We start from the raw sequence: 26,639 nt of genomic DNA on the forward strand, positions 1-26,639 counted from the left end.
TCCTTACGCACTCCCTATTAAAGCGTCATTCTCTTTTAGCTTAGGGACCGAAATAACAATTGATATACCCCCAGATGGATTTTCATGATACTCCCACTTACCTGAGATTAACTGTAGTCTTTCCTGCATCCCTATTATGCCATTTCCCTTTTTAGACATGACCTTCATACCAATTCCATTATCAGTTACTTTTAATATAAGAATGCCTTGCCCTTCTTGAAATGTGATCGTACAAGATGTAGCTTGACTATGCTTTACAATATTTGTGACACTTTCCTTTAAGCACATGGCAATGATACTCTCATGTAATTTATTAGCTGTAAAAACCTTTGCTTCTCCTATTACCCTTACTTTTATATTCGCCGATTGTAATAGAGATTCAATGTCCTCTATCTCATCCATTAATTTAACAACCTTCATATCCGCAACAATTTCTCTAACTTGTTTTAATGTGGAGCGAGATGTATGTGCAATATCTTTTGCCTCCTGAATAGCTCTATCAGGGTCTTTACGTACAAGCTTCTCAACTAATTCACTTTTTAAAGTGATAAGCGATAGTGTTTGACCAAGCGTGTCATGGAGGTCTCTGGCGATTCTTTGGCGTTCCTCGCGTTTAATGAGCTCTTTTATTTGTTGATTTGCAACACTAAGCTGTTCCTGCATATCTTGATATTTTACTTGCGCGCTCATAACAAATGGTAAGCACATCATAATGATATATGGTGCAATGATCGAAAAGAATAACCCTGAGAACATTTCAACATCGTTTAACCATACTGTAATTGTAATAAGTAACGTGATGGAAGCCGCGAATCCCATCTTTTGATTTTTACCTTCAATAAATGCTACTAAATTAGCAGGGTAAAATCCCATATAAAAAAAGTAAGGTGAATAGATTAGTGTAAATGCATAAATAATAGCTAGTTCAAGATACATATGAATGGCATTGTACTTTGGGCGCCAAAAACTATCTCGGTAAATAACTAGAAATAGAAGCATCATGATATAACCTAATACTTCCTTCAACAATGATTCACTTGCTAGCATGTATATAGGATAGGATAAATATATAAGCCAGATTAATGGCATATATTGATATTTTTCCGGAAAAAGTCTAAATGATTTCACGCTTCTTGAACAGTCCTTTTCTTGGAGATGATAATGGCCACCCCCGCAAATATAATAAAGTAAGAGCTTAATAGCAAAATATCCGTTACATTCAAGCCTCTACCAGCTATAATGTTCCATGCTCCTTCACCATATCGATTTGTAGGCATCCACTCACCAATTGTTTGCATAAGTTTCGGCATGGCATCAAGTGGCATCCATAACCCTCCGAGCAGAGCCAATCCTAAGTGAGAGATGTTCGCAAATATAGATGCTGTATCCACTGTTTTAAATTGTCCTACTACCATACCGAGCGCTAAGAAAGGGAGTACGCCAATCCAAATCCATAGACCACTGTATATCCATTGAGAGGTAGCTAAATCAACATCATTTAACAAGCTCCCTGCTAAAAACATGACGATAATAATAACAGCATTGATAATGGATTGTGTAAATAGCTTAGCTGCATAGTAAATCCAGGTTGGAAGAGGCGTCACCTTCATTTGCTTAATCCAGCCTTGAGAACCTTCCTGTGCCAAGCCTATGCCAAACGTACTAATCGCCGCGCCAACAAGACCAAAAATCGTCATTGACATTAAATAATAGGCATTCCACGCGACACCATCCACTTGCTGAGTATTGCCGACTGTATTGGAAAAAATAAAATAAAAGGCAACAGGCATAATAACAGAAAATACTAAGAAAAAAGGATTACGTAACGTTCGCACGAGCTCTAATTTGCACTGTGATAATAATATATTCATGATACACCCTCCGATTCCTTCTAATTAATAGGTATTTTTCTTTTCTTTTACAATTGTTTCAAATGCATCTTCTAATCTTCCGCGAGAAATTTCTATATCTGATACATCCAAGTTAGCCTTTACGATATGTTTAAGAACATCATCTGTTTCAACTGTGTTTATACATACTTTATTTTCCGACCAAGTTACACCCTCCACACCAGGTATGACTAATAACGCGTCCTGGTTTAAACGAAATCATTTTTCTTGTAAAAGTTTTTTTGATTTCTTGCGGAGAGCCATCAGCGGTGATTGACCCATTTGTCATGACTAATATTCTATCAGCAGTTTGGTCAGCTTCTTCTAAATAATGCGTGGTAAGAATCACTGTCTTACCTTCTCGCGCCAATGAGTGAATGGTCTGCCAAAATTGCTTACGAGCCTCCACATCCATTCCAACTGTAGGTTCATCAAGAAACAGCAAATCAGGATTCCCTACAACCGCCAAAGCAAAATTCAACCTTCGCCTTTGCCCCCCTGAAAGCTTTGTAGCCATCACATTCGCTTGCTGTTCTAGCCCGGCCAACTGCAGTAGTTTGTGTGTTGATATTGGATTTTTATAATAACTTCGAAACACTTCGATTAATTCTTTAACCTTTACGTTATGAATAATCGCATTCTCTTGAAGTAACGCACCCACTCTATTTTTCACCTGCCTACTAGTAAGACTATCACCAAGTATTTTGATAGTTCCTTCTGTAGGCTGAATCAATCCAAGTAACATGGAAATTGTTGTAGTCTTTCCGGCACCGTTAGGGCCGAGGATGGCAGTTACTTGCCCCTCTTGTATGTCCATCGTAAGGTTGTTTACAGCTATATTGTTTTTAAAAATTTTTGTTACACCTTCACATGATATGGCTGTCATTTTTCTTATTCTCCCTTCGCCGCTTTGTTTATAGTTACATTTTACGTCGTTGGAGATTGCCGCGTTAGTTAGTGATGTCATGAGTTTGAGATGACTTTTGTCATGAATGTCAGTTGGGAAGTAACTAGGAGGAAGGGGACGCTTGAAGGAGTAGAGAGGATTTATTAAATGAAAAAAGTGTTCGACGATCTTTTCACTAATATTGCCAATGAAGTCTTGTTTTTCGGAGGTTAATAGTGATATGTAATGTAGTTCTATGTCGTTTATTGTCGGTACGTGGTACCGTCATTTTCCGACTTATCTTGCCCCCTTGATATGACTGGGTTTTTCAAACACTGTATTTTGTCGGTACTATGTACCGACAAAATATAACAAACACTGACTGTATTCGACGTAAAAATATTACAACTTCACGTAAACTTCACGTAAACCGTGCTGCCTTAAGCCAATCAGGAACTATACGTGCATCCCGACAAAAAAAGACCTACCCTCACGGACAAGTCTTCTGCAGATTTTTAAAATATTTCGCTGCTTCTAGCATTTTTGCTCCGGACCAAAACATTTCGCCATCAACTAAAACAACGGGAACATCAGGAACAATATCCTGCAACTCCTTTTTATGCTTCTCTGAGAACGGAAAAGGCTCACTCGCAAGAAAAATATAATCTACTCTGGCTAATTGAATGTCCTTTACGTCAACAGCTGGATACCTACTATCCCTATCTGTGAATACATTTTCATAGCCAAGCATCGTTAAAACAGAATTAATATACGTATCGCGACCAGCAACCATATATGGTTTTCTCCATATGAAGTATGCAACTCGTTTCCTAGACACTTTTCCAAGTTCATGAAACTGCTCACGAATACTACATACTAGTTGTGCGGCTTTGTCTCTTACATTCAATATAAACCCTAGCTGCTCAATTGTATCGAGGGCAGAGTTTACACTTTGAATTTCAGCTACATACACGGGGAACTCTTTTTCTAATGTCTCAACAATATCTTTTGTATTTTCCTCTTTCTCCGCTATAATGAGGTCGGGCTTCAACGCGCGAATACGATCTATGTTTATATCTTTCGTACCACTAATAGCAGGGACCTTCTCTACTTTATCAATAGGAAATTTACAAAATCTTGTTCTTCCGACAACTTGCTCCTCTAAACCAAGGGCAAACAACGTTTCTGTAATGCCTGGGACGAGCGATACAATACGCGTCGGTGGGTATGCGTAGCTAAATTGACGACCAACCGCATCAACCATTTGTTTTTTCAACGCTAGAACACCTCAATTTTTAAAATTTATGGAGGTTTACAGTATGAAACGAGTTATAATCACAGGTGCAGGATCCGGACTAGGGAAAGAGCTTGCTCTGTTGTATGCCAATCACGATTATGAAGTAATATTAGTAGGGAGATCCTTACAAAAGCTAAAGGACGTACAGACTGAAATCGGAGCAAACGCTTATACTGTTGTTTGTGATATTACAAATTATCATAATGTACAGCACACGATACAATCGTTACTAGAAAAGCATCAATCGATAGACATGCTAATAAATAATGCTGGTGTCGGCTACTTCGGTCCACTTGAGACTTACAGTTTAGAAGAAATGAACACCATCATTGATACGAATGTTAAAGGTACTATTTTTATGACACAAGCATGTTTATCATTTTTCAAAAAACAACAAAAGGGAACAATCCTCAATATTATTTCAACAGCAGGACTCAAAGGCAAAGTAAACGAATCTGTGTATGTTGCAAGTAAATTCGCTGTCCGTGGATTTACAGAAAGTCTGCAAAAAGAGTATGCAGAATCACCACTACATATTACAGCCGTATATATGGGTGGCATGAATACACCTTTTTGGCTAAACAGTCACCACATCTCAGATCAAAGCCGCCTTAAAAATCCTGCTGCTGTTGCCCAAACTATTTATAATCAAAATGATGGGCGTCTTGAAATAATTATTTAGCTTATTGCTTGACTTAATAGAGCTGCAAGTGGACGGACATCTGTATGTTTTGTTAGCTGCAGCTCTAATTGATTAATGCCTGATGCATATATTTTTAACTCGGCATCTAAATCAAATGAACCTGCGCTTTCAACAGAGAAGGCTGAGATTTTCGAAAACGGAATGACCATATATTCCTTCTTTTTACCCGTTAACCCTTGGACGTTTATAATGATAAGCTTTGAGTCTGTTATAACTAAACGGTCACGAATTGATTTATATGATAAAAGAACTTCCTCATCTTCAAGTAAAAGAAAGTCATAAATTTCAAGACCATCATCTTCATGTACTTCAGATAAACCTACGATTTTTGCATACACATCTGCCATATGTAAAACCCTCCAAAACTATGATATTACTATTGTACTAGAATACACTCGATAAACAACATATATTAGAAAGAAAATTTAAACTATTTTTTATTTAAAAATTATTGCACATGCCATATAATTAGATATACGAAATAATTTGATATACCAACATAACAAGGAGGAGATACGATGTCAAAAAGACTCACACGTCAAGAAGTACCTACAGAACTAACATGGAAGCTAGAGGATTTATTCATGTCCGATGAAGCATGGGAGACTGAACTTACGGCTATTCAGCAGGATATTGCAACTGTCACTAAATATAAAGGAACGTTCGGAGAAGGACCACAGCAGTTGCTTCAGTGCTTAGTCGCTCGAGATGAAGTAGCAGAGAGAATGATTCGCGCGTATACATATGCAAACTTACAAAATTCTGGTGATGGCACAGATCCTACTTATCAAGGCAACGTTTCACAAGCTGCATCTATGTACGCAACAATTAGCGCAAAGCTGTCCTTTATTGAATCGGAAATTCTAGCGCTCCCAGATGGTACAGTAGAGGGGTATATAGAGGCAGAGCCGGGGTTAAAACAGTTTAGTAAAACATTAAAAGATATTCTTGCTAACAAACCATATACATTAACGCCAGAGACGGAAGAAGTATTAGCTGCGCTTGGAGAGGTGCATGGAGCACCGTATGTCATTTATAACCGTAGCAAGCTATCTGACATGCAATTTGACTCCTTTAAAGACGGCAAAGGTGAGGTGCTGTCTAACTCTTTTGCGTTATATGAAGATCGCTATGAAATTTCAGAGGATACAACTGTGCGACGCAACGCTTATGAATCATTTATCAAAACACTTCAGCAATATAAAAATACGTTTGCTGCGACATACGCTACAGAAGTTAAAAAACAAGTAACATTATCACGCTTGAGAAACTATGAATCTGTCACACACATGCTTTTGCACCCACAACAAGTGACGCAGGACATGTATAACAATCAGCTTGATGTAATTTTTAATGAGTTGGCACCATTTATGAGGCGCTTTGCGGATTTAAAAAAACGTGTGTTAGGTCTTGAAACGTTGAAGTTTTGTGATCTAAAAGCTCCGCTAGACCCGGAATTCAATCCAAAAACAACGTATGAAGAGGCCTCCGAGGTAATTTTAGAAGCATTAAAAGTAATGGGACCTGAATACTCCGCTATTATGGAAAAAGGATTATCCGAGCGCTGGGTTGACCTTGCCGATAACGTAGGAAAAGCAACAGGAGCTTTTTGTGCAAGTCCTTATGGCGCCCATCCATATATTTTAATAACTTGGACTGATTCTATGCGAGGGGCCTTTATTTTAGCTCACGAATTAGGACATGCTGGTCACTTTTATTTAGCGAATAAGCATCAGCGCGTGTCTAATACGCGTCCTTCGACATACTTTGTAGAAGCACCATCTACGATGAACGAGCTTATTTTAGGTCATCATATTTTAAACAAAACAAACGATGCTCGCATGAAGCGTTGGGTATTACTGCAATTCATCGGCACATATTATCACAACTTTGTGACTCACTTACTTGAAGGAGAATTCCAACGTAGAGTGTATGAGGCTGCAGAAAACGGCAAAGCACTCACTGCGACTTCATTAAGTGCCATGAAAGCGGCTGTATTAAAAGAATTCTGGGGCGATTCAGTCGAGATTGATGAAGGCGCTAGCCTCACATGGATGCGTCAGCCTCATTACTATATGGGCTTATATCCGTACACATATTCAGCAGGGCTAACAGCCTCCACTGCTGTCCACCAAATGATGCTGGAAGAGGGGCAGCCGGTTGTAGACAGATGGCTAGAAGTTTTAAAAGCTGGAGGTACATTGAAGCCGCTTGAACTAATGAGTAAGGCTGGCGTTGATATGTCAGAACCAGATGCTATTCGCAAAGCCGTAACATACGTCGGCTCGCTGATCGAGGATTTAGAGAAAAGCTTTGCATAATATTGAGCAGTCCATCTTCTTTTACTAGGAGATGGACTTTGTCATGGACTGTCTGGACGTACAACTGCAAGGCAAACACGTGATGACGGACGGTGCGAGCGTTAATGGCAACACGTGGTAATGAACGGTGCCAGTGTTAATGGTAAATACCTAGTAATGGACGGTTCCTCGGTCAAGGGATGGTGGTGCCAGGCACCTGCATTCTTCGACAAAATCTGCACCCTTGCTATGACTGGGTTTCTCATACCGTTAAAAAATGTAGTGCCAGGCACCTACAAAATCATTCATTTTTCGACACACAGATACTCATGGCTGCCCTTTCGACAGGAACGCTTACTCGGAAACTAAACTCCCAGTCATAACAAAAACGAGCTAGCTTTTTTGCCACCTCGTTTTTGTTATAGTCTCATTTTTAAATACCGTCTTATAATACTAGACTAAGATCCTTAAAATAATTATTATGACAAAATCGATCCGCGGCACGTTGTTACAATAGCTGCGTACGTCGGATATAACACCATCATTAGCTATGCTTTTAGGATTTTTCTAGCTTCATTTAAACGCTGTAGCGATGTGAAAATCTCTACTGCTAAAAATAGTAATGTAATTGGAACTAAAAAATCTGTAAAGATAATCATTAGTGAAAACAACACAAAGCCTTCTGTACGCTCAGCCAGCCCTGGTTGATAATAAAATGATTTAACACCATTCTTTTCAGACACTGCTCCTACTGTTAAAAAAATCGTCATCGCGTATATAATAGAAACACTTAATAGTAACAGAGCCCACATTGCGTCTGGGAATCGAAACGCTAAACCTAAAATCACGCTTATTTCAACAAGTCTATCATAGCTAACATCAAGAACCGTTCCAAATGAAGATGGCTTTGTAAGTCGGGCCATAGTTCCATCCACTGCATCTAGAAATCCAGAGAACCATAGTACAAATAAGGCCCAAAATGGAAGATCAAGATAAATAAATATCCCTGATGATGCACCAATAACGAAGGCAATAGTCGTAACATGGTCTGCTGTTAATCCTACTTTGAGAAGCATGCGAGCAGTGCGCTCTATTCCAGGTTGCACTAAGTGACGCGCTTTTGTATCTAACATGAGTCACACATCCTTTATTACTTCATTTCTACTTTGTTAGTAGGTGAGGTATGATTAAATAGTTGTATATCCTTACTATCGTAGATAACAAACACTTTAGAGCCTTCAGTAAACTCATCCTGGCTCATAATCACAACACGTTGGTCTATTTCCTTCAAGTGTACCTTGTAAAACATTTGTCCGTACTTTAAAAATTTCTCTTCCACACAAGCTCCATGAATATGACTACTGGCATTCTTATTCAAGCCTTTTTGCGAAAGCGAGATTTTATTTGCCGCAATAAAGCCCTTTTCAATAATCAACCCTTCAGAAAATAATGCCGCTACCTCTCGATTGACTGGCTGTTGATACACCGTATTTGGGGCTCCTATTTGCTGAAACATACCATCCTTCATGACCACTACTTGATCACCTATGCTCATTGCTTCTTCACGGTCATGTGTAACAAATATAGCTGTAACACCTTCTTTTTTTAAAAAGTCCCTTACCCATGTACGCAGTGCTGAACGTAAATTAGGATCTAGACTACTAAAAGGCTCATCTAGAAGTAACAAAGCCGGATTCATAACTAACGCTCTTGCTAATGCTACTCGTTGCTGCTGTCCGCCAGATAACTGATGAGGGTATCTAGAGCCGTAGTCAGATAACCCTATTTTCTCTAACATTCTCAAGCCACTAGCAAGACGTTCTCTTTTTGGTAAACGATGCTTCTGATATTTAAGGCCAAACGTAATATTTTGCAAAATCGTCATGTGAGGAAACAAAAGCGGTTGTTGAAACATTAAAACGATGGGCCTTTTTTCCGTTTTCGTATATGTGATATCTTGCCCTTCAAGGAGAAGCTGTCCACCCGTAACTTGTTCAAGACCTGCTATACTACGTAGAAAAGTCGTCTTCCCACAACCCGACGGACCTACTAGACTTATGATATCTCCTTGTGATACAGACATGTTAAGATTTGTAAAAATCGTTTGATTCGATAATGTCTTTGTTAAGTTTGATATTTTTATAAATGCCATACTATCACCCTTTTGTTTAAGCTCTCGTCATAGCCTTCACATACAATTGCGCTAAAACCTCTAGGACAAGTAAAAATAATAAAGGTAATAAAGCAAACACAACTGAAAAACTTGCTATTATCGCTTCATCAGCGCTATTAAAATACGGATAATATAACATCGATAGTGTTGTTACATTACCTCCCCCGATGATAGCTGTTAAGACATATTGACTTAATGATATTACAAACACTAGTAATGCCGTACTTTTTAAACTCGGCAGTAATAATGGAATTGTCACTGATAAAAGCTGATCTCGTTTGCTTGCTCCTAAAGTTGACGCTTGTTCACTCCATGATGTATCTAGACGATCAAAGCCTGCTTTCAGCATCCTTATAGAATACGGCAATGTCGGGAGCATATGAATGATTAGTACACCAAGCATATTATCTGCTAGACCTAACTTAATCATTGTAAAATGAATCCCCATAGCAATGGCTAATACAGGAATAAGAATTGGCATGAGGAGAAATGCCTCAATAAATGATTTACCCCGAAAATGATAGCGACTTAAGCTAAAAGCAGTTGGTAAAGCAAGTAAAATATTAAATATAACCACTAAAGCACCTAATATGACTGTTGTATTGATAGATTGAATAACTTGTGGATCCGAAACAATGACATTCCAAGCCCTAAAATCCCATTCAGTTGGAAGAACAAGCGGCCATACCCAACCCGTTCCTATGCTTTTTGCGGCCAATAAAAGAACCGGTGCTACAAACAGTATGAAGAATAGAATTGTTAGTGTCACTTGACATATTTTTTTTATTCTCAACGTTCCCTCACCATCCATTTTCTCTGCCATTTACGTGAGATGCTAAGAATAAGCGCAGTGCTTGCGATCGTTACAATAGATAATAAAACCATAAGTGCTTGGGCATCAGGGCGATGAACCCAATTCCCTTCATAAAACCATTGATACGCTAAAATTGGAAGCATTTTCGGATACGTTACACCTAGTAACGCTGGTACTTCGTACGCCCCCATAATAAATGCCATTAAAATAAGTGCAATTTCGAGCAAAACTGGCCACATCCATGGTAGTTCAACCGTTTGCCACACCTTCCAGGTCCCACCACCCAGTGTTCGAACTACATCCTCAAAGCGTAAATCTAGCTCTTGGTACGCAGGCAGAAGCATTAATACAACAAAGGGAACTTCCTTCCAAACATAGGAAAATATTACGCCGATATAATGGGCATCATTAATTAAAATAGGAAAATCTTTAATGGAGTCGATAAACCCCAACTGATATAACAAGCTCGATAGCCACCCACTTGGTGCCAAAATAATAAAAGCAATATATGCAGCAACAAAATGCGGAATCAACATAGGAAACCAAGCTAGTATCTTCCATGTATCTCGTTTAAACAGTCTGAACATTGTCCTTGTAATAAGAATGCCAATACAAATAGATAATATCGTTGAAACAAAAGCCACCCAAATACTAATACCTACAGAATCAATAAAATCCTTATTGGACAAGAGATTTTGATATGTCCCTTCGGAAGAGACACTCTCTACACCTGCCATCCATAGGCCATACCCAACAAGTATGGCCAAAAATAGAAAGCTAGGTAAAACATACACATACGGCTGAAGACGTTTATTTTTGAACGACTTCATTCTCCCAATGCTCCTTAATCCAATCTGCATAAGCTGCATTCAACTCAGGAAGAATCTCATCAGGATTCACTACAGATGGACCTGAAAGCTCCTCTAATTGGGCACGCTGCTCATCAGATAGTTTACTCGCGTCCAGCACAGTACCTTCTCCCCACATACTCTCGTCCATTTTTGCAATTTGTGCCTCTGGTGAAAGGAAGAAATTTATTGCAGTTATAGCCCCTGCTGCATTCGGTGAGTTGAACGGAACACTTAAGTAGTGACTATTTCCAATTGAGCCTGGTTGTAACACAAGTGATTTTGTTGTTTCTGGGAACACACCATCTTCAATCAGGCTTGATACACGTCTTTCGTTAAATGCCATCGTAAAAGCAACCTCACCTTTTGAGTAAAGTTGGTCTAGCTGTGCTAACGATTCTGGATATGTTTTTCCTTCACGCCATAGTGATGCTTCTAAATTATTCAACACAGACCAGATGCGTCCACTATTCTCCGTAAGCCATTGTTCATTGTAACTGTTTTGAATAGCTGTTGGATCATTAGTAGCCACATCATAAAGAAGCTGGCGAACAAATGCATTTCCAGTAAAGTCATTCACATTAGGATACGTAAATTGACCTGGATTCTCCTGTACCCACTGTAATAGCTCTGTAAACGTTGTCGGAGGATTCTGCACCTTAGCAGAATCATAGTTTAGTACAAACTGAACCTTCCCCCAAGGAGCTTCTAAGCCCTCGATAGCTGTACCCATGTCATTGGTAACATACGCTTTATCTTCTCCAATGTAATTTTGAAGATTTGGTAACTTAGTAGCAAAGGAACCTAGCAATAATCCGTTTTCCTTTGCATTGCGGAAGTTCTCACCATTAATCCAAATTATATCAATAGTACCTTTTGTTTTATCGGCTTTTTTTTCCGTCATAAGCTTTGAGATAAAATCAGCAGCATCCATTGGATGTCTTACGAGCTTAATATCGTAGTTATCTTTTAACCTTGGCGCGACCCAATCATCAATATAAGAGTTAACACCATCATCGCCACCCCACATAAAAATATGCACTTCGGTGCCTTTAGCTGCCTCTTCAATCTGCTGCCAATCTTGATCAAGTATAGAGGTTGCTGTTTCTTCACTATTTGAATTACTACAGCCAGCTATTAAAAGCGTGGCCAGTATTATCAATAATGCAAATTTCTTCATTATAAACTTCCTCTCATTTCTATTTAAATTATAGTATCTAGAGCATTACTTATATTTACATTTTATAACGTTATAGCTATAAGCACTATGCTAAAATTAGTAACATTGTGTGTCAAAGTCATTCGGAAATTATAACCATGAAATCACTAAGATTATGAGGTTTGTTTATGAGGCTAAACTATGACGGGACCTTAACGTATGAAGCGGAGAAACATATTGTAACGTAATAATAGCGCTCGGTTAAGTCCGAGCGCTATTATCTTGTTAACCTTTTAGGTCTGCCATATTAATACCTTTTTTCTTAGCAATATATTTTGGAATTAATGAAACTAAGAATAAGATAATACCTGCTAATGCGAATTGAATTAATAGTTTAAAAGACATTCCCTCTGTAACAATTTGACCAGCCATGAACGCATAGATGAAAGCGCCGGGTGCCATTGTTACTAAAGATACTAATGAGTATTTCATAAATGGTATGCTAGTAACCCCATACGCATAGTTTTGCACGTTGTAAGGGAATACCGGAACTAAGCGAGACAATATTAAAAAGCTAACACCATTTTTTTCCACTCCAACATCAATCTTTTTAAAAATAGCGTTGTCTTGAAATTTTTCAACAATCATTTTACGAGCTACATATTTAGCGATTAAAAATGCTGCCATGGCACCAAGAGTAGCACCAATTAAAGCTAGTAACCCGCCCTTAACAGATCCGAACGTAATACCAGCTACAATCGTTAATAAAGATGCTGGTAACATGAATACCGCAACAGCGATAAACACTAGTATAAAAATGATGTAACCTAACACACCAAAGCCTTCAAACCAAGCTTGCATTGCTTCTACATCTTTTAATTGATTTAAAATACCTGTTTTCCAAGCGATGAAGAACACTACAGCTATAGCTGCCACAACAGCTAAAAGCTTAAGGGCACCACCTTTTTTTTCTTGCTTTGCCATCTTCATTCACTCTCCTTAGAACTTACCGTTTTCAGTTAAGTCTTTAACAGACGCATCTTTTTGATCGTAACCATAATAGCTCCACTCGATCCAAGAACCATCATAGTTTAGAACATCTTCATAGCCAAGGATTTGTGTTAATACAAACCAAGTGTAAGCACTACGCACACCAGATTGGCAATATGCAATTACTTCTTTATCAGAGCTTAATACATCTTTGTAAATCTCTTCTAGCTCTGCCTTTGTTTTAAACGTACCATTTTCTTTTGTTGCTATTTTGTACTCAAGGAAAGTTGCGCCTTTGATTTTACCAGGGCCAAATGCACCTTTTTTCGTGTCTGCGCCTGTTTCTTCACTTTCACTACGTGTATCAAGAATAATATAATCGTCGTTTCCAACTGCTTGTTTCACCATGTCTAGAGATGCATCATATTTAGCTACATTATAATCTGCTGCCTTATATTCAGTTGCTGGGCGATCTCCTGCTTTTGCGACAGCGCCTGCTTCGAAGCCAGCACCTAACCAAGCATTCATACCACCATCAAGTAAACGAACGTTTTCATGACCTAATACTTTAAATGTCCAGAATAAACGAGCTGAGTCATGTTGATCGTTTGCTGCATACGTTACAATTGTTGTATCTTGGTTTACACCAAATTCGCTAAGCATAGCTTCAAGCTCTTCTTTTGTATTAATCATACCACCATATGGAAATGCATCTGTACCAGAGTAGTTATCACGCCAAACAACATATGAACCATCGATAACTTGATCAGCTGATTTCATTGTACCAATGACAACGATATCCTCTTTTCCATCTACTAATAAAGCATTTAACTCTTCAGGTGTAATGATTGATTCTGGATGTTTATATTCGGAAATCTTTTGTTGTTGTTCGGTAAGGTTTACATCTGCCACCTTTACTGCTGTCATGCTTTTGTATACGAAAAACCCAGCAATTGCAAGAACTAAAACTGTCGCAATACTAATCATAGCTTTTTTATTCATTCCAATCTCCTCCATACTTTCTGCATATTTTTATGGTTTATTAAGATTTAACAACTTTTTTAATAACTTGCTTTGATTTATAACGATTGATCCATGATGCTTTCGCATCCGCTAGCACATCTTCAGGGGCTTCACTTTCAGTTGTAATGACAGGACCCCAAATAAGATCTAAAATATGAAACGATTTTTTACCAACTTTCATCATAGAAGAGCGGCATGCAGCACAATATGAAACAACATAATCTGTCTCAAAATCATCTGCGCGACGTTCCATCACGCGTTTTGCTAATGTTGGGTTGGCCGGAACGATCATACCTCCGAAACCACAGCATCTAGTATTTTCTCTAGAAAATTCACTATCTTTATACTTGTAGCCAAGCTCATCAAGAATCCAACGAATACCATCATGAATCTCTGTTTCATAACGAGTCGAACAAGAATCATGAATGCCAAACACGACATCACTATGCTTTGCCTTTCCGCGGATATGGTCTGGTAGCCCAACTTTAGGAAGGAGCTTCCACAGAGATTCTACTTCTGTTGTAGATGCTTCTTTAATAGTTTTATAGCAATTTTGGCAAGCAACAATCATACATTCGATGCCAACATCATCCATGTCTTTTTGTAATCCACTGAAACGGTCATTAAACTTTTCCGTTTGACCAAGTGCCTTCGTACCTTTTCCACAGCACTTTTGCACACCACCAAGGTTTGGATACAGCTCTTTTAAATATTCAGCAGTTTGCCTAACTCCATCAGGTGTATATGAGGGAAGTGAACAGCCCGGCATAAATCCCATCTGCTTAGTCATTTATTGTGCCCCCTTCACTTTCGTACAGAAAATTTTTGAGAAGCCTAACATTTGGTGCATCTCAATTGCCTTATGACCAGGCATCGGAGACTTCCCGTTGTTTTGCTTAATCATATCTTTACGCATGCCCATAAACACATCACCCATTGGGAAATCATTTGGACATACGTGAGTACAGCCACCACAAACATTACATGAATAAGGAATAATTGGATCAATTGTGCCTGTTTCTAAAAATGCTTTAAAAATGTCTTGTGGACACTCGCCATAATCATTCATCATGATACATTCATCCATACAGAGTTTACATTCACACTGCAAGCAGCGACCTGCTTCTTTCAAAGCCTGTTCTTCTGTATACCCTAGGTCAGCTTGCACAAAATCCAATTTTCTTTCTTCTGGACTTCTGAGATTCCCTGACGTGCGAGGTAAGTCCACTGTACCTTTAGGTAGAGGTACATTCAGGTTTGTTTCATATGAATATTCACGTACAAAATTGCGCCCTTCCGTAAGAGCCTTGCCTTCGAAATATAAACCAATTGATGTTGCAGCCTTTCTACCAAGCGCCATAGCCTGCACAACTATATTTCCGCCACTAGCGTCACCTGCTACAAATACATTTTCAATATTTGTTGCAAGTGTATCTGCATCAACAACATAGCGACCACCACGCGTTTGCTCTAAAAGTCCACCTGAAATATCTTCTACTATTTGTCCTGTTGCAAAAATTAAAGTATCTACTTCTAAAGTCATTTCCTCATCAATAAACGTTGGATTAAAACGCCCTTCTTCATCAAACATTGATTTAACACGCTTTACTTTCACAGAAGAAATCCGACCATTTTCTGAGATTATTTCTTGCGTACCCCAACCATTAACGAACTTTACGCCTTCTTCTAAAGCTTCTTCTACTTCAAAATGACTAGCTGGTAGCTTCTCTAATTCTTCTAAACTAATTAAATATACTTCTTCTGCACCAATTCTCCATGATGAACGTGCACAATCCATCGCAACGTCACCACCGCCAACAACAGCAACGCGCTTGCCTGCTTTCGGGAAAGCGTGAGTTAAACTAATTTCTTTTAAATACTCAACAGCATGGAACACACCGTCTGCTTCTACACCAGGTACAGGCGGCTTTGAACCTTTATGCGCACCATGTGCAATAATAACAGCATCATATTGTTCCTTTAACTGTGCGAATGTGATGTCTTTTCCAATTTCGACACCCATCTTCATCTCAACGCCAAGGTCCTCGAGGTAACTATATTCAAAATCAATTACATCTCGTGGTAAACGATACTCTGGAATACCAACACGCATCATGCCACCAACAACATGTAGCTTTTCATAAATTGTTACTTCATGACCTTGCCTGCGAAGATCAATAGCAGCTTGCGCACCGGCTGGTCCTGCTCCGACTATGCAAACATGTCTGCCAGTAGGCGTTCCAACTGACGTATCCCATAACTCTTTTCTATCCGCTTTTTCAGCAGCAAATCTCTTTAGGGCTGCAATTGATATTGGTTGAGCGAATTCTTCATTGCGTCGACATACACTTTCACACGGATGAGCACAAATGCGTCCCAATGTATTTGGCAAGAATAATTTCTCGCGAATTGTCAATAATGCATCCTCATAGCGACCTAGACCAATTTGCGCAACGTACTTTTTTACATCAGTATGCATTGGACAGGTTGCGACACAAAAGGCTTCGTCGTGCCCCATACAGCCATCAACGATTTTCGCAGCTTCATCCTTTACTTTTTGATTAAATTCCATATTGTCACCTCTTCACTTTAGGTTTAACCTAGCAGGGTATTTTGTGAAGCACTTCACAATCACCTGTAAAAATAAAATTGCGAATAAATCACAATTCCTTTTAAAGCTATATGATTAATCGATGTTACCATACTTAGTAAGGTAAATACACTTACTAGTATTACTATAACAGCATTGCTCCGCTTGTGAAGATATTAATTTTGAAAAGATTGTGTCGATAAAATGGAGGTTTTATTAACATACAAAATACGTTATAAAGTATAAAAAAATACAAACCCTTTATATATAACGGTTTAATTAGTATTATCTCTATATGGTATTATATTGTAAAAAAAGGAAAAAGTGCTACCTATTTTCAGGACAGCACTTTCTTTCATTTCTATAAATTTATAATCTAAGTTTTCTAATAATTCACGAAAGTTTCTTAATCATATTGGCAGCGTTTAAAACGGCTTAATAGACATTAAGATAATTAATATAATAGCTGATGAATGTAAAATCATATTGTAAGGTGCTGTTGTTTTTTGAATTTTAATAAACTCATCTGGTATTTCTTCACTTGAATGATTTGCAATAAGCTGACCCATTTGCTTCATTTTTTTAGGCAAAATGACCGCTGTAATAGGCTGTACCGCAACATAAATAAGAAGAGAAGCGATATACCAACCTTGTGTAAACAATGCTGGATTAATTAAACCTAAAATTAAGCCCGTCAACAATAGTGAAATACTACCGATTTTAACCGTTTTTTCAACATTTTTATTAATCTCCATAGCAAATTTAATTTGTGATACTGTTTTTGGATAGTTCGCTATAATAGGCATCGCAAAACTTGCCCCTAATCCTGCCACTGCCGCAATTACATGAATAAGAACTAACAATCCATAAAGACTCTCCAACTTAAAAATTCCTCCCATATGTTGATATTTAGTGCTAGTGAATTCGATTTATGTTCTCTATTAAGAACAATTCAACCTGCACTATTTTCTTTTTGATAATTTTACCATTTTATTACGTGTGTGAGAAGGGTTTTTGTCACAAATTCGTCACTTTTATCTACCAACTGAACCGCAAGGTACTACTTATAACATAAGGCTTTTATCACTAAAATCAAGTAGACCTGACACTTAGCTTTATACTAAAAAACCAGTCTAGCTATAACTAAACTGGTTAATAAAAATTTTTTATATGAATTCTTTTATAAAAGCAATCGACTTATCTATAACAATCTTCTGATCGTAATCAAGTGTTGCGACATGGTAGCTATTAGAAAGATGCACCAATTCTTTTCGCGAGGACTGAATGGAATCGTAAATAATTTGAGAATTATTTGGTGGGACAACATGATCCTCATCCGAGACAAATATTAAGGCCGGACATGTAATAGTTGGTAACTTTTCTTTTACTATCGTCATTAATTTTACTAGCTCGCTAATTGACTTAACTGGTGTTTTATCATATGTAAGTTCTCTAGCATCGGGATTCTTTAAGTCTGAACCGATTGCATCTAGATATCGAACACCTTCCAGCTGCTCAGTGGCGGATAAATCAGGAATATCGATGGCCGCATTGATAGGGATGATAGCACGAATATCAGGGTGGTGCTCCGCCATGTATAACGTTAATGTGCCTCCCATTGATAACCCGGTTACAAAAATAACCTCACAGCGTTCACGAAGCCATGATAACCCAGACTCTATAGAAGCAATCCAGTCCTCAAAAGCTGTTTGCTCCATATCCTCATAGTGTGTGCCGTGTCCTTTTAAGCGAGGACCACATACAGTGTATCCTTCTTTTGCATAGGCCTCGCCAAGTGGACGCATACTTTGTGTCGTACCTGTAAAGCCGTGAGATACTAACACACCTACTTTGTTTCCTTCAAAGTAAAATGGTTCTGCCTCTAACAACACCGGAAATTTTTCTTCCATCAGTAAACCTCCTTCTTTATGTTAGCGCTTTCACATAAATATTCTACATGAGTTTCCATATTCCCTTTTTATAGCTCGAGCTGATCAACCAACTTTTCTGCCATACGTCTATATAGACTACTCATATGTACAAAGGAAGCTATTAACAGGAGCGTTTCGGCAGACTCCTGGCTATCTGGCGATACATTCTCAACGGTTGCTTCAATCGCAAGCTGTCGTTTCTCTAAATCTTCCACAAAACCCCTCGACTGATCGGCTATAAGCTCTAAATATTTTTTATACAATTGCTCAATATTAATAGCCTCATTTTCGTGAATACTAGTGAGAATTGCCTTAATATCATTTATAGATAGAGCTCCTTTCAACTGATATATAAGGCTAATAAAGATAATATGCTCTCGGGTGTATTTTTTATTTTGGATTGGCGGAAGCAGTTTGTCCTTTGCATAATTATTAATCATCGTCTTTGTCAGTATCTTATCTTTTTCACTTCGTTTAGTGGTTTTGTATGTATTTTCGAATAGTTGAATAACCTGATCCATATACAAATCTAGGTTTGGAATATCATCTAGTGAAATATTTTTTTGTAAATCTAGCTCTGAGATAAGTTGTTTTATATCCGTCAATATAATCCCTCATTGTATGTTAGTACATAATATTATACACCATTTTAAAGCTACATTGACTATATTTTAAATAACATGTATCATGATATATAGTAACAATAACTACATGATATCGTAAGGGGTGTTTGATTAGTGGATATTAAGCAGTTTGTTCGTGAACCTATTAATGGATTTACACATTTAGCAGGCGCTATTTTAGCTTGCATCGGTTTAATTGCTTTAGTGATAAAAGCGTCGATAACCACACAATCTGCTCTTGCTATTACAGCTGTCACTATATTTGGCATTAGTATGATTTTATTGTACTCAGCTTCTGCTACATATCACATGATAATAGCTAGAGATAAGGTTATCTCTATATTAAGACGTCTAGACCACTCTATGATTTTCATATTAATCATGGGTACATATACACCTTTTAGCTTAATTAGTCTTCAAGGTACCACTGGGTGGATACTATTCTCCATTGTTGTTAGTATCGCTACTTTCGGCGTGCTTTTCAAGATGGTCTGGTTTCATTGTCCGAGATGGCTCTCTACCATGTTATATATTGCTATGGGCTGGATCGCGGTCTTCTTTATGTCACCTCTAGCAGCTAAGCTAACATTTAATGGTGTAATGCTTCTAGTCTTTGGTGGTGTTATTTATACAATAGGTGGCGTCATATATTGGCTCAAGCCAAACTTTTTAAACTTTAAACACCTTGGATTTCATGAGATATTTCACATATTTATCCTTTTAGGTAGTTTGGCTCATTACTTCTGTATATATTATTTTGTTCTTTAAAGATGTAGCTTCTTGCTACATCTTTTTTGTATGCTCAGACAATTATGTACAAAGACTATACTGAAAGAGGTTCATGTATAAAGACGATAAATTATGAGTTATTAGAGTTAGTCACACTTTTTATTTGCAATATATGGATTTGCAAACAAATAAAACAATTTAAAAGGAACGATATAATTTGCATGTAGCACTAGCGATTATTTCAATAATAGCCGTTTGGATTAGAGGAGATTGGCGGAAGTGGGAAACATATTTCCCGACAATGATGTATTTTGCCGTTGGGAACTTAACGTATAATTTTTTATGCGCTAGTTACTTTTTATGGCGATTAAACCCGGATACTTTATCAAATCATACCTTAACAGAGATGCTATACACATTTATTACTTTTCCGCTAACAGCACTTATGTTTTTAGCAAGATATCCCGAAAACGAGACACGTTGGAAAGTATTTAAACACTATTTGGCATGGGTCTCGATATATGTTTTCGTTGAGCTCATATTAGTATTCACAAATGGAATACTTTACAAATATGGCTGGAACCTTGTATGGTCTGCCATCTTCGACATTTTAATGTTCCCTATGCTTAGATTATTCTCAAAAAAACCATTGTTAGCATTAGTCCTATCCGTCCCCATTGCATTTGTTTGGATTTGGTTGTTTGATGTACCTGTACATATACCGGTTGAGGATCGATGAAACGGGGCAAGTTTAGAGTGGTTAGTATTGTGGAGAGTTGATCTATGCTTAAACTGGCAGCTGCCCCTTATTACTTTAATATTTATTTTTTTTATTAAAATGTGCTTGAATTTGCCCTTTTAATTCATTATTTCTTGCTCTGTACTTACTGTTATGACTATGCTCATTTGAAAATTCCTGCTTAATCTCTTGTGTGCTTACACCATCCTCACGCTTGTTCGCAATTGCAATGAGCTGTTCTACATCGAAGAAGGAGTATAAACGGTTTCCTTTTTCTGTTCTTTCTGGAAAAATCAATTGTCTTTCTTCATAATAACGAATTTGCCTTTCTGTTAGTCCGGTTAACTGACTGACAACTCCAATTGAAATCACTTTTCTCTTTTTATACGAAGCCTCACTTTCCACAGTTTCACCCCTAGCTGTGTTGTTCGTTTATAGTTTTATAAACATTATATACTTTTAAAGGGGGATAACGCATTACTTATGTTATATTTTCTTACATGAAATACATATTTTTAAAATAACTATGTTAAACATTCTTACAAAACAGATGAATAATTTCCGGATGATAGCTACACTGTTAAAAAAGCAAAGGGTGAGTGAACTTTATGGAGACTGACAACCTTAACGAATTCCTCGAAAAAAATGATTGGCTATCACTAATTGAACATAAACAAACAGCGCCTGAAATAGCGCACGCAATTATTATGTTAGATATTGTGCGAGATCAAATGTGGGAGCAGCTTCTGAGTCATGCTGGACATAGAGCTTTTGATATTCTACGTTATTACCAAAACAACGTACAGCGTTAAGTTAAGCTTACCTGCAGACTTCAGGAGTTTCATTCCCCCTTGACGAATACAAATACATCATATAGATTTTAATACAATAACACTTTACTAGAAAAAAGGGGTATTTTCATGCTTTCATGTCGCGATGAGGTTCTTGCACTAACTAAACAACTTGTTCATATAGAAAGTGTTGTGAATACTGACGGCGAAAAAGTTATGGCGCACTCATTATTTACACTTATTTCTTCTTTTCCGTACTTTATTGAAAACCCCAGTTACGTTGCTTTACACGAAACAAAGGATGACATTCATGAAAGATATAATGTTTTAGCGTTTGTAAAAGGAAAAAAAGGAAACAGCAATCGCACTGTGATTTTAATGGGGCATATGGATACAGTTGGTATCGACGATTTCACTCAATTGAAAGACATTGCTTGCTCACCGGATGAATTAATGGCCGCTTTAGAACATGACATTATACCTGATAATGCAAAAGAGCATTTACAATCAGGGGATTGGTTGTTTGGCCGAGGTGTGTTAGATATGAAAAGTGGTGTAGCTAGCCATCTATATCTTTTAAAATATTATTCCGAACACCCTGAGGAGTTAGATGGGAATATCGTTTTTTTATCTGAATGCGATGAGGAAGACAGTTCACATGGCATTTTATCTGCACTTTCCACATTAAAGCAATGGCAACATGAACATAACTTTCACTATGTTGCAGCTATTAATGCGGATTTTGTTGCACCTCGTTTCGAGGGAGATACGAACCGCTATATATACAAAGGAACTGTCGGGAAATTACTGCCTTCATTTTTCATAACAGGCTCTGAGACGCATGTGGGGTCTTGCTTTGAAGGGATAGATCCAAACTTTATTGCAGCTGAATTAACTAAACAAATAAACTATAATACTGACCTATGCGATGAAGCGCATGGTGAAATAACTGTACCTCCGGTTTCTTTAAAGCAGACTGATTTAAAGCCGACATACTCCGTGCAAACGGCGCTTGCAGCTTATGTTTATTACAACTTTTTTATACATTCATGGTCTCCTAAAGACGTACTTTCACTTTTAAAAGAACAGGCTTCTATTGCCTTTAACAATGCACTCAACGAATTTAACGAAAGAGCCAAGCAATATGCTACTCTCAGCGGAGATGTTGCAACGCCATACCAGTGGGAGCCTCGCGTTTATACGTATGAAGAAATGGAACAGCTTCTGATAGATGAGTATGGTGATATGTACACGACACACATGAACAGCTTTAAAGAGGACCTTATGTATGATGAATCGTTAGATACAAGAATGTTTGCTGCAAAAGTGGTGGAAGAGGCTTGGCAATGGATGAAAAATAAAAGTCCAGCGATTATTATTTTTTATTCATCTTTATATTCACCGCGCATCGAAATTAGTGGAAAAACAGCCGAGGAATTAACATTGATCCAGGCCTTAGATGATGCTGTTGAAGCAATGCAACCATTTTATAAACACCCTATTGTAACACGAAGTTTCTTCCCTTATATTTCTGATATGAGCTTTGTTGCGTTAAGTGATGATAAGCAAGGGATTGATGCTGTTACTAAAAATAACCCTGGATGGGGTACTAAGCACGTTGTAAATTATGAGCAAATTCGTGATATAAATGTGCCGGTTATTAATATCGGTCCCTATGGTATGGATGCTCACAAAAAGTTAGAACGCATGGAAATGACTTATTCTTTAGAGATCGTTCCAAACCTAACGAAAAAAGTTATCGACGGCATTTTAACATAGCGAAAGAGGCTGTAATTTCAGCCTCTTCTTTTTTAGCTTTTAAGAAAAGTTTATACTTTCCTAATGCATAAGTGTAACTACGCCTCTGTCTCCGCATTAAGGCTTGCCAATCGGTGTTTTTCTTATCCTATTAACAATCTCAAACCACCAATGGCTGAAAAAATTAAAATGAGGGCTTGGAATACTTTTTGTGGAATATAAGGTAGCAATCGAATTCCAATTATAGCACCAACAACAATAGCTGGAATGAGCTTCAGGTTGAATAGCATGGAGTCAAACGTGATTAAATCAAGCTGTATGTATAAGGGCACCTTTATTAAATTAACAAAAAGAAAAAACCATGCTGCCGTTCCTATAAACTCTTGCTTCGGCAGCTGCTTCATTAATAAATAAATGGACATGATGCCCCCAGCCGCATTACCTATCATTGTCGTAAATCCTGCTAAAGCCCCCATAACCACTGTGAACACTTTCGATTTCGGAAGCATCTTAGTAAATCTATCCCCTAAACGATCGCGCAACACGTGTAAAGTGATTAAAATAAGAACGAGCGCACCAATGAGTGGCTTTAACTGCTCGCTATTAATTACGTCAAGTAAAAGATAGCCCGACGCAATCCCCACTAGCACCCACGGCACTAAAGAAAATAAGTATCGCCATACAACCTTTCTACGATAATAAATAACAGCAAAGATATCTCCTACAATTAGCATGGGTAATAAAATACCGACTGATGCTTTAGCCGGAAAAATGAACATTAATATGGTTACAACAAAAATTCCTAAACTTGCAATTCCTGTCTTCGTAAAGCCAATAAGCATGGCACAAAATATTATCACTATCCAACTGAGTAACGACAATTCAAACAGTGTTATCACCTCTTTACACATATCGTACCGTGATAGGAGGGTATTGTCACACATCTTTTTGAAGAAACTTGGTGAAAATACTTGAGAAAGATCTTTAGGAGGGATATATACATGGAGAGTACACATGAATTTGTTGAAAAAATACACGATACACAAAAGAAGGATGAAAAAAATAGAGAGCATCAAGGAAAGCATAATCCAAATCAAAAATTACCAAACAAGCAGCATAGTCAAGGCGTATAAGAACAGCACTTGCCTCTTTGGGAGGCTTTACAACCTAACTCGCAACGACGTTGTTAGCTTGATTCGTGGTAAAAGCTTATAAAACATATAGGGGGGATCGTTTTGTCCCCCTGTTATTCTCCCCAAAATAAATCATCTAACGTTTTTGATAGAGCTTTGCATATGGCAATACATAAGCTTAAAGTCGGATTGTATTTACCTAATTCAATGAGCCCTATTGTTTGTCTTGTAACGCCGACTAATTTTGCCAGTTCCTCTTGAGATAAATCCTTTTCTGTCCGGGCCATTTTTAACTTAATATTTTTCCCCATCGCTCTCACCACTTTTTATCTTGATCTTCTAGATTTTCATTAATCATTTGCTCACTTTTTCTTTTAGCGGCGACATGAATTAATGTAGCAGTAAAGGCAATTATAGGGACGTAAATCATTAGCGTCGCAACGAATACAAGCACAAAGTAATACACTGCCTCACCAGTTGTACTAGCATCCATGATTGCCGCTCTTAATCCAAACCCTACCCCTAGAACTATACCAATAGCGAGTGCATAAACGATATTTTTGACTGAAATAGACAGTTTACTTTTTTGGTCATGCATCTCTATCTCTTCTGAATATATCCCGAGTTTTGTGATGCGCAGCAAATAGTATAAACCCGGCAGAATAAGCACTAGTATCTCCGTTGTAACATTTGCATGAAGCCCAATAAAAAAAAGCTTTAGTGCCATAGAAAAACCACAAATAATCGTCACAACCGTAAACATTTCACGGTACACTTTGTTTTTTAGATTTTCAATTCTCTCATCTTTAATATTTTGATTACGTCTTTGAAATAGCTTCATAACGCTCTACCTCCTTGTTTCTTTACCACTATTATACAATATATTTTACTAAATGCAATATATATATTACATAAAGTAATGTAAATATTGCACGCGTATGTCTAAAAGGAGATTCTTTGACTTTTTATCCAAGCAGTATAATAATTAAATTAAGATTTTAGAAACAAGCTTTCGTGAGGTGATATGTATGTTCAAAGCAATTTTAGAATCAAAGTATCGTAACATTTACCTTGGTATCGGGTTTATCATTATCGTTGTGTTATCTATTAGAGTGATGCTAACGACTAATCAAGAGGAAATATATAAAGTTACGCATACGGAAATATCTAACGATGTTGTTGCATTTATCGAAGAAACAGAGGGTGTAACAGTGTCACCGAACGAGTTGAATTTAACAGAGCAAAGCTTCGAGGTGTTAGATATCAACACTGATAGTGAGACTAAAGTGGAGGGTACCGTCCAGGTTACTCTTGTGTATGATTATGATGGTGAAAAATTTAAAACCATCTCAGTTGTTGAAGAAACAAAAGAGGGTATAAATTTCTCAAATTGGACTTTTGCCGGTCTAGAATCCATACAGAAGCTAAACTAGCAAACAGCGACCCACAATAGGTCGCCGTTTTTTCGTTATAACGCATCACAATATGCATGTATTGCTTCGCTTAAAAATTGGGCTAACCCTTCATGTGCTTTGTTAATATTTTTCGCAAAACGCTCATCCACTATATACATATCCGCTAATCCACGATATATTTCCGGCGTACAATTATAGAAGTTATCCGTAATATACTGACGATAAGAAGCTATTAGTGCTTGCACATCAGGATGAGTAGGACCCTTATCCATTTGTTCCGCAATCTCTTTATAAATGTCATTTCCTTTCTTTGTTATCCTCACCCAGTCCTCTTGCGAATACGTCGATGTTTTCTGTTGACTCTCTCTATAAGCGTCTGTATTTCCATATTTCTGTTGCACTTCTTCAACATACTTTCCTCGGTGTTCCTCGAGTTTTGCCATATTAAACCCTTCAAATCTTTCCTTATTTGACATTGTTGTTCCTCCTCTATAGGTTGCTATTGTTTTTTCAACCGTTTCTATAATAGTTGCTAGACGTTTGTATTTTTCCAGAAGCATCAGTTTATGTGCTTGTAATGCATGCATTCTATCAAAATGCTCACTCTCTAGAATCTCTTTGATATCTTGCAAGCTAAAGTCTAGTTCTTTAAAAAACAAAATTTGTTGTAGCATCTCAAGGTCCTCATCGGTATAAATTCTGTATCCCGAATCTGTTACGTATTTAGGTGACAATAAATCAATTTGATCATAATAATGTAATGTTCGTACGCTTATTCCCACCAAGTCTGCTACCTCTTTCACCTTATATCCCATAGCCTTTAATCACCTCGCTTCTCATGTTTATAC

The 26,639-nt window shown here is 37.6% G+C and carries 29 protein-coding genes and 1 pseudogene; 8 read left to right on the top strand and 22 right to left on the bottom strand.

All coding sequences use genetic code 11. The features are described 5' to 3' along the window. Positions 1–3 precede the first annotated feature (3 nt). The 4 genes and pseudogenes from EJF36_RS20440 to EJF36_RS20455 form a co-directional block, all read right to left on the bottom strand. Complete coding sequence (locus EJF36_RS20440; RefSeq protein ID WP_125908070.1) at positions 4–1,128, bottom strand: sensor histidine kinase; 1,125 nt, start codon at positions 1,126–1,128, stop codon at positions 4–6. Beyond that, a complete protein-coding gene (locus EJF36_RS20445; protein ID WP_125908071.1) occupies positions 1,125–1,871 on the bottom strand; it encodes an ABC transporter permease in 747 nt (248 codons plus the stop codon). The genes EJF36_RS20440 and EJF36_RS20445 overlap by 4 nt, the downstream gene beginning before the upstream one ends. Before the next feature lie 24 nt (positions 1,872–1,895). Next, a pseudogene (locus tag EJF36_RS20450) lies at positions 1,896–2,775 on the bottom strand (ABC transporter ATP-binding protein). 490 nt (positions 2,776–3,265) lie between these two features. Further along, positions 3,266–4,051, bottom strand: coding sequence for a helical backbone metal receptor (locus EJF36_RS20455; RefSeq protein WP_125908072.1), 786 nt, complete (start codon positions 4,049–4,051; stop codon positions 3,266–3,268). A 43-nt stretch (positions 4,052–4,094) separates the two neighbouring features. Between EJF36_RS20455 and EJF36_RS20460 the strand changes: the two genes are divergently transcribed. Continuing rightward, a complete protein-coding gene (locus EJF36_RS20460) occupies positions 4,095–4,754 on the top strand; it encodes an SDR family oxidoreductase (RefSeq protein ID WP_125908073.1) in 660 nt (219 codons plus the stop codon). On the opposite strand, the gene EJF36_RS20465 is transcribed toward EJF36_RS20460, so the two are convergent. Next, positions 4,751–5,122, bottom strand: a complete 372-nt coding sequence (locus tag EJF36_RS20465) for a PH domain-containing protein (protein WP_125908074.1) — start codon at positions 5,120–5,122, stop codon at positions 4,751–4,753. The genes EJF36_RS20460 and EJF36_RS20465 overlap by 4 nt on opposite strands. Before the next feature lie 171 nt (positions 5,123–5,293). Between EJF36_RS20465 and pepF the strand changes: the two genes are divergently transcribed. Further along, the gene (pepF, locus tag EJF36_RS20470) at positions 5,294–7,096 is read left to right on the top strand and encodes an oligoendopeptidase F (RefSeq protein WP_125908075.1); all 1,803 of its coding nucleotides are present in this window, start codon (positions 5,294–5,296) and stop codon (positions 7,094–7,096) included. 527 nt (positions 7,097–7,623) lie between these two features. On the opposite strand, the gene EJF36_RS20475 is transcribed toward pepF, so the two are convergent. The 12 genes from EJF36_RS20475 to EJF36_RS20530 all read right to left on the bottom strand — a co-directional run bounded on the left by EJF36_RS20475 (position 7,624) and on the right by EJF36_RS20530 (position 19,208). After that, on the bottom strand, positions 7,624–8,208 hold the full coding sequence (locus EJF36_RS20475; protein ID WP_125908076.1) for a CDP-alcohol phosphatidyltransferase family protein: 585 nt from the start codon (positions 8,206–8,208) through the stop codon (positions 7,624–7,626). Between the two features lie 17 nt (positions 8,209–8,225). Then, complete coding sequence (locus EJF36_RS20480) at positions 8,226–9,227, bottom strand: ABC transporter ATP-binding protein (RefSeq protein WP_125908077.1); 1,002 nt, start codon at positions 9,225–9,227, stop codon at positions 8,226–8,228. A gap of 16 nt (positions 9,228–9,243) precedes the next feature. Next, a complete protein-coding gene (locus tag EJF36_RS20485) occupies positions 9,244–10,041 on the bottom strand; it encodes an ABC transporter permease (RefSeq protein ID WP_260471961.1) in 798 nt (265 codons plus the stop codon). Further along, a complete protein-coding gene (locus EJF36_RS20490) occupies positions 10,038–10,892 on the bottom strand; it encodes an ABC transporter permease (RefSeq protein WP_125908078.1) in 855 nt (284 codons plus the stop codon). Before EJF36_RS20490 ends, EJF36_RS20485 begins: the two co-directional genes overlap by 4 nt. Then, on the bottom strand, positions 10,873–12,090 hold the full coding sequence (locus tag EJF36_RS20495; RefSeq protein WP_125908079.1) for an ABC transporter substrate-binding protein: 1,218 nt from the start codon (positions 12,088–12,090) through the stop codon (positions 10,873–10,875). The genes EJF36_RS20490 and EJF36_RS20495 overlap by 20 nt, the downstream gene beginning before the upstream one ends. A 264-nt stretch (positions 12,091–12,354) precedes the next feature. Beyond that, complete coding sequence (locus EJF36_RS20500; protein ID WP_125908080.1) at positions 12,355–13,053, bottom strand: TVP38/TMEM64 family protein; 699 nt, start codon at positions 13,051–13,053, stop codon at positions 12,355–12,357. A 15-nt stretch (positions 13,054–13,068) separates the two neighbouring features. Next, positions 13,069–14,061 carry a sulfurtransferase gene (locus EJF36_RS20505; RefSeq protein WP_185806990.1) on the bottom strand — a complete coding sequence of 331 codons (993 nt, stop codon included), beginning with the start codon at positions 14,059–14,061 and terminating at the stop codon, positions 13,069–13,071. A gap of 40 nt (positions 14,062–14,101) precedes the next feature. After that, complete coding sequence (locus EJF36_RS20510; protein WP_125908082.1) at positions 14,102–14,872, bottom strand: (Fe-S)-binding protein; 771 nt, start codon at positions 14,870–14,872, stop codon at positions 14,102–14,104. Beyond that, the gene (locus EJF36_RS20515; protein ID WP_125908083.1) at positions 14,873–16,654 is read right to left on the bottom strand and encodes an FAD-dependent oxidoreductase; all 1,782 of its coding nucleotides are present in this window, start codon (positions 16,652–16,654) and stop codon (positions 14,873–14,875) included. Between the two features lie 443 nt (positions 16,655–17,097). After that, positions 17,098–17,553, bottom strand: coding sequence for a DUF2269 domain-containing protein (locus EJF36_RS20520; protein ID WP_260471962.1), 456 nt, complete (start codon positions 17,551–17,553; stop codon positions 17,098–17,100). A gap of 285 nt (positions 17,554–17,838) precedes the next feature. Then, the gene (locus tag EJF36_RS20525) at positions 17,839–18,582 is read right to left on the bottom strand and encodes an alpha/beta hydrolase (protein ID WP_125908085.1); all 744 of its coding nucleotides are present in this window, start codon (positions 18,580–18,582) and stop codon (positions 17,839–17,841) included. A 68-nt stretch (positions 18,583–18,650) separates the two neighbouring features. Further along, positions 18,651–19,208, bottom strand: coding sequence for a DUF1836 domain-containing protein (locus EJF36_RS20530; protein ID WP_125908086.1), 558 nt, complete (start codon positions 19,206–19,208; stop codon positions 18,651–18,653). A gap of 138 nt (positions 19,209–19,346) precedes the next feature. On the opposite strand from EJF36_RS20530, the gene trhA reads away from it, so the two are divergent. After that, the gene (gene trhA / locus EJF36_RS20535) at positions 19,347–19,994 is read left to right on the top strand and encodes a PAQR family membrane homeostasis protein TrhA (RefSeq protein ID WP_125908477.1); all 648 of its coding nucleotides are present in this window, start codon (positions 19,347–19,349) and stop codon (positions 19,992–19,994) included. Positions 19,995–20,172: 178 nt separating this feature from the next. Then, the gene (locus tag EJF36_RS20540; RefSeq protein ID WP_125908087.1) at positions 20,173–20,694 is read left to right on the top strand and encodes a CBO0543 family protein; all 522 of its coding nucleotides are present in this window, start codon (positions 20,173–20,175) and stop codon (positions 20,692–20,694) included. Positions 20,695–20,769: 75 nt separating this feature from the next. Here EJF36_RS20540 and EJF36_RS20545 read toward each other — a convergent pair whose 3' ends face one another. Continuing rightward, a complete protein-coding gene (locus tag EJF36_RS20545) occupies positions 20,770–21,099 on the bottom strand; it encodes a MerR family transcriptional regulator (protein WP_125908088.1) in 330 nt (109 codons plus the stop codon). Between the two features lie 203 nt (positions 21,100–21,302). Between EJF36_RS20545 and EJF36_RS20550 the strand changes: the two genes are divergently transcribed. Together EJF36_RS20550 and EJF36_RS20555 are read left to right on the top strand one after the other, a co-directional pair. Further along, entirely contained in the window at positions 21,303–21,506 is a 204-nt protein-coding gene (locus tag EJF36_RS20550; RefSeq protein ID WP_125908089.1) for a hypothetical protein, read from the top strand. A gap of 108 nt (positions 21,507–21,614) precedes the next feature. Next, positions 21,615–23,264: a M20/M25/M40 family metallo-hydrolase gene (locus EJF36_RS20555; RefSeq protein ID WP_125908090.1), complete on the top strand. Its 1,650-nt coding sequence runs from the start codon at positions 21,615–21,617 to the stop codon at positions 23,262–23,264. Between the two features lie 122 nt (positions 23,265–23,386). On the opposite strand, the gene EJF36_RS20560 is transcribed toward EJF36_RS20555, so the two are convergent. Then, positions 23,387–24,142, bottom strand: a complete 756-nt coding sequence (locus tag EJF36_RS20560; RefSeq protein ID WP_312028278.1) for a sulfite exporter TauE/SafE family protein — start codon at positions 24,140–24,142, stop codon at positions 23,387–23,389. 102 nt (positions 24,143–24,244) lie between these two features. Between EJF36_RS20560 and EJF36_RS20565 the strand changes: the two genes are divergently transcribed. Then, positions 24,245–24,376: a DUF4023 domain-containing protein gene (locus EJF36_RS20565; RefSeq protein ID WP_125908092.1), complete on the top strand. Its 132-nt coding sequence runs from the start codon at positions 24,245–24,247 to the stop codon at positions 24,374–24,376. Between the two features lie 113 nt (positions 24,377–24,489). Here the strand turns inward: EJF36_RS20565 and EJF36_RS20570 are convergent, their stop codons facing one another. Both EJF36_RS20570 and EJF36_RS20575 read right to left on the bottom strand, forming a co-directional pair. Further along, entirely contained in the window at positions 24,490–24,687 is a 198-nt protein-coding gene (locus tag EJF36_RS20570) for a helix-turn-helix transcriptional regulator (protein WP_125908093.1), read from the bottom strand. A gap of 5 nt (positions 24,688–24,692) precedes the next feature. Then, positions 24,693–25,217 (bottom strand): DUF6773 family protein, encoded by a 525-nt coding sequence (locus EJF36_RS20575; protein ID WP_125908094.1) that lies wholly within the window; start codon positions 25,215–25,217, stop codon positions 24,693–24,695. A 187-nt stretch (positions 25,218–25,404) separates the two neighbouring features. Between EJF36_RS20575 and EJF36_RS20580 the strand changes: the two genes are divergently transcribed. Continuing rightward, on the top strand, positions 25,405–25,809 hold the full coding sequence (locus EJF36_RS20580; RefSeq protein ID WP_125908095.1) for a hypothetical protein: 405 nt from the start codon (positions 25,405–25,407) through the stop codon (positions 25,807–25,809). 35 nt (positions 25,810–25,844) lie between these two features. On the opposite strand, the gene EJF36_RS20585 is transcribed toward EJF36_RS20580, so the two are convergent. After that, positions 25,845–26,606 carry a MerR family transcriptional regulator gene (locus EJF36_RS20585; RefSeq protein ID WP_125908096.1) on the bottom strand — a complete coding sequence of 254 codons (762 nt, stop codon included), beginning with the start codon at positions 26,604–26,606 and terminating at the stop codon, positions 25,845–25,847. Between the last annotated feature and the right edge of the window lie 33 nt (positions 26,607–26,639).

The sequence above is a fragment of the Bacillus sp. HMF5848 genome, assembly GCF_003944835.1.
Lineage (GTDB): Bacteria > Bacillota > Bacilli > Bacillales > HMF5848 > HMF5848.

Coding starts and splice junctions, on each gene's coding strand:
- EJF36_RS20445 (WP_125908071.1), bottom strand. CDS start 1,871: ATGAATATATTATTATCACAGTGCAAATTAGAGCTCGTGCGAACGTTA.
- EJF36_RS20460 (WP_125908073.1), top strand. CDS start 4,095: ATGAAACGAGTTATAATCACAGGTGCAGGATCCGGACTAGGGAAAGAG.
- EJF36_RS20465 (WP_125908074.1), bottom strand. CDS start 5,122: ATGGCAGATGTGTATGCAAAAATCGTAGGTTTATCTGAAGTACATGAA.
- pepF (WP_125908075.1), top strand. CDS start 5,294: ATGTCAAAAAGACTCACACGTCAAGAAGTACCTACAGAACTAACATGG.
- EJF36_RS20475 (WP_125908076.1), bottom strand. CDS start 8,208: ATGTTAGATACAAAAGCGCGTCACTTAGTGCAACCTGGAATAGAGCGC.
- EJF36_RS20480 (WP_125908077.1), bottom strand. CDS start 9,227: ATGGCATTTATAAAAATATCAAACTTAACAAAGACATTATCGAATCAA.
- EJF36_RS20490 (WP_125908078.1), bottom strand. CDS start 10,892: ATGAAGTCGTTCAAAAATAAACGTCTTCAGCCGTATGTGTATGTTTTA.
- EJF36_RS20495 (WP_125908079.1), bottom strand. CDS start 12,090: ATGAAGAAATTTGCATTATTGATAATACTGGCCACGCTTTTAATAGCT.
- EJF36_RS20500 (WP_125908080.1), bottom strand. CDS start 13,053: ATGGCAAAGCAAGAAAAAAAAGGTGGTGCCCTTAAGCTTTTAGCTGTT.
- EJF36_RS20505 (WP_185806990.1), bottom strand. CDS start 14,061: ATGAATAAAAAAGCTATGATTAGTATTGCGACAGTTTTAGTTCTTGCA.
- EJF36_RS20510 (WP_125908082.1), bottom strand. CDS start 14,872: ATGACTAAGCAGATGGGATTTATGCCGGGCTGTTCACTTCCCTCATAT.
- EJF36_RS20515 (WP_125908083.1), bottom strand. CDS start 16,654: ATGGAATTTAATCAAAAAGTAAAGGATGAAGCTGCGAAAATCGTTGAT.
- EJF36_RS20525 (WP_125908085.1), bottom strand. CDS start 18,582: ATGGAAGAAAAATTTCCGGTGTTGTTAGAGGCAGAACCATTTTACTTT.
- EJF36_RS20550 (WP_125908089.1), top strand. CDS start 21,303: ATGGAGACTGACAACCTTAACGAATTCCTCGAAAAAAATGATTGGCTA.
- EJF36_RS20555 (WP_125908090.1), top strand. CDS start 21,615: ATGCTTTCATGTCGCGATGAGGTTCTTGCACTAACTAAACAACTTGTT.
- EJF36_RS20565 (WP_125908092.1), top strand. CDS start 24,245: ATGGAGAGTACACATGAATTTGTTGAAAAAATACACGATACACAAAAG.
- EJF36_RS20570 (WP_125908093.1), bottom strand. CDS start 24,687: ATGGGGAAAAATATTAAGTTAAAAATGGCCCGGACAGAAAAGGATTTA.
- EJF36_RS20575 (WP_125908094.1), bottom strand. CDS start 25,217: ATGAAGCTATTTCAAAGACGTAATCAAAATATTAAAGATGAGAGAATT.
- EJF36_RS20580 (WP_125908095.1), top strand. CDS start 25,405: ATGTTCAAAGCAATTTTAGAATCAAAGTATCGTAACATTTACCTTGGT.
- EJF36_RS20585 (WP_125908096.1), bottom strand. CDS start 26,606: ATGGGATATAAGGTGAAAGAGGTAGCAGACTTGGTGGGAATAAGCGTA.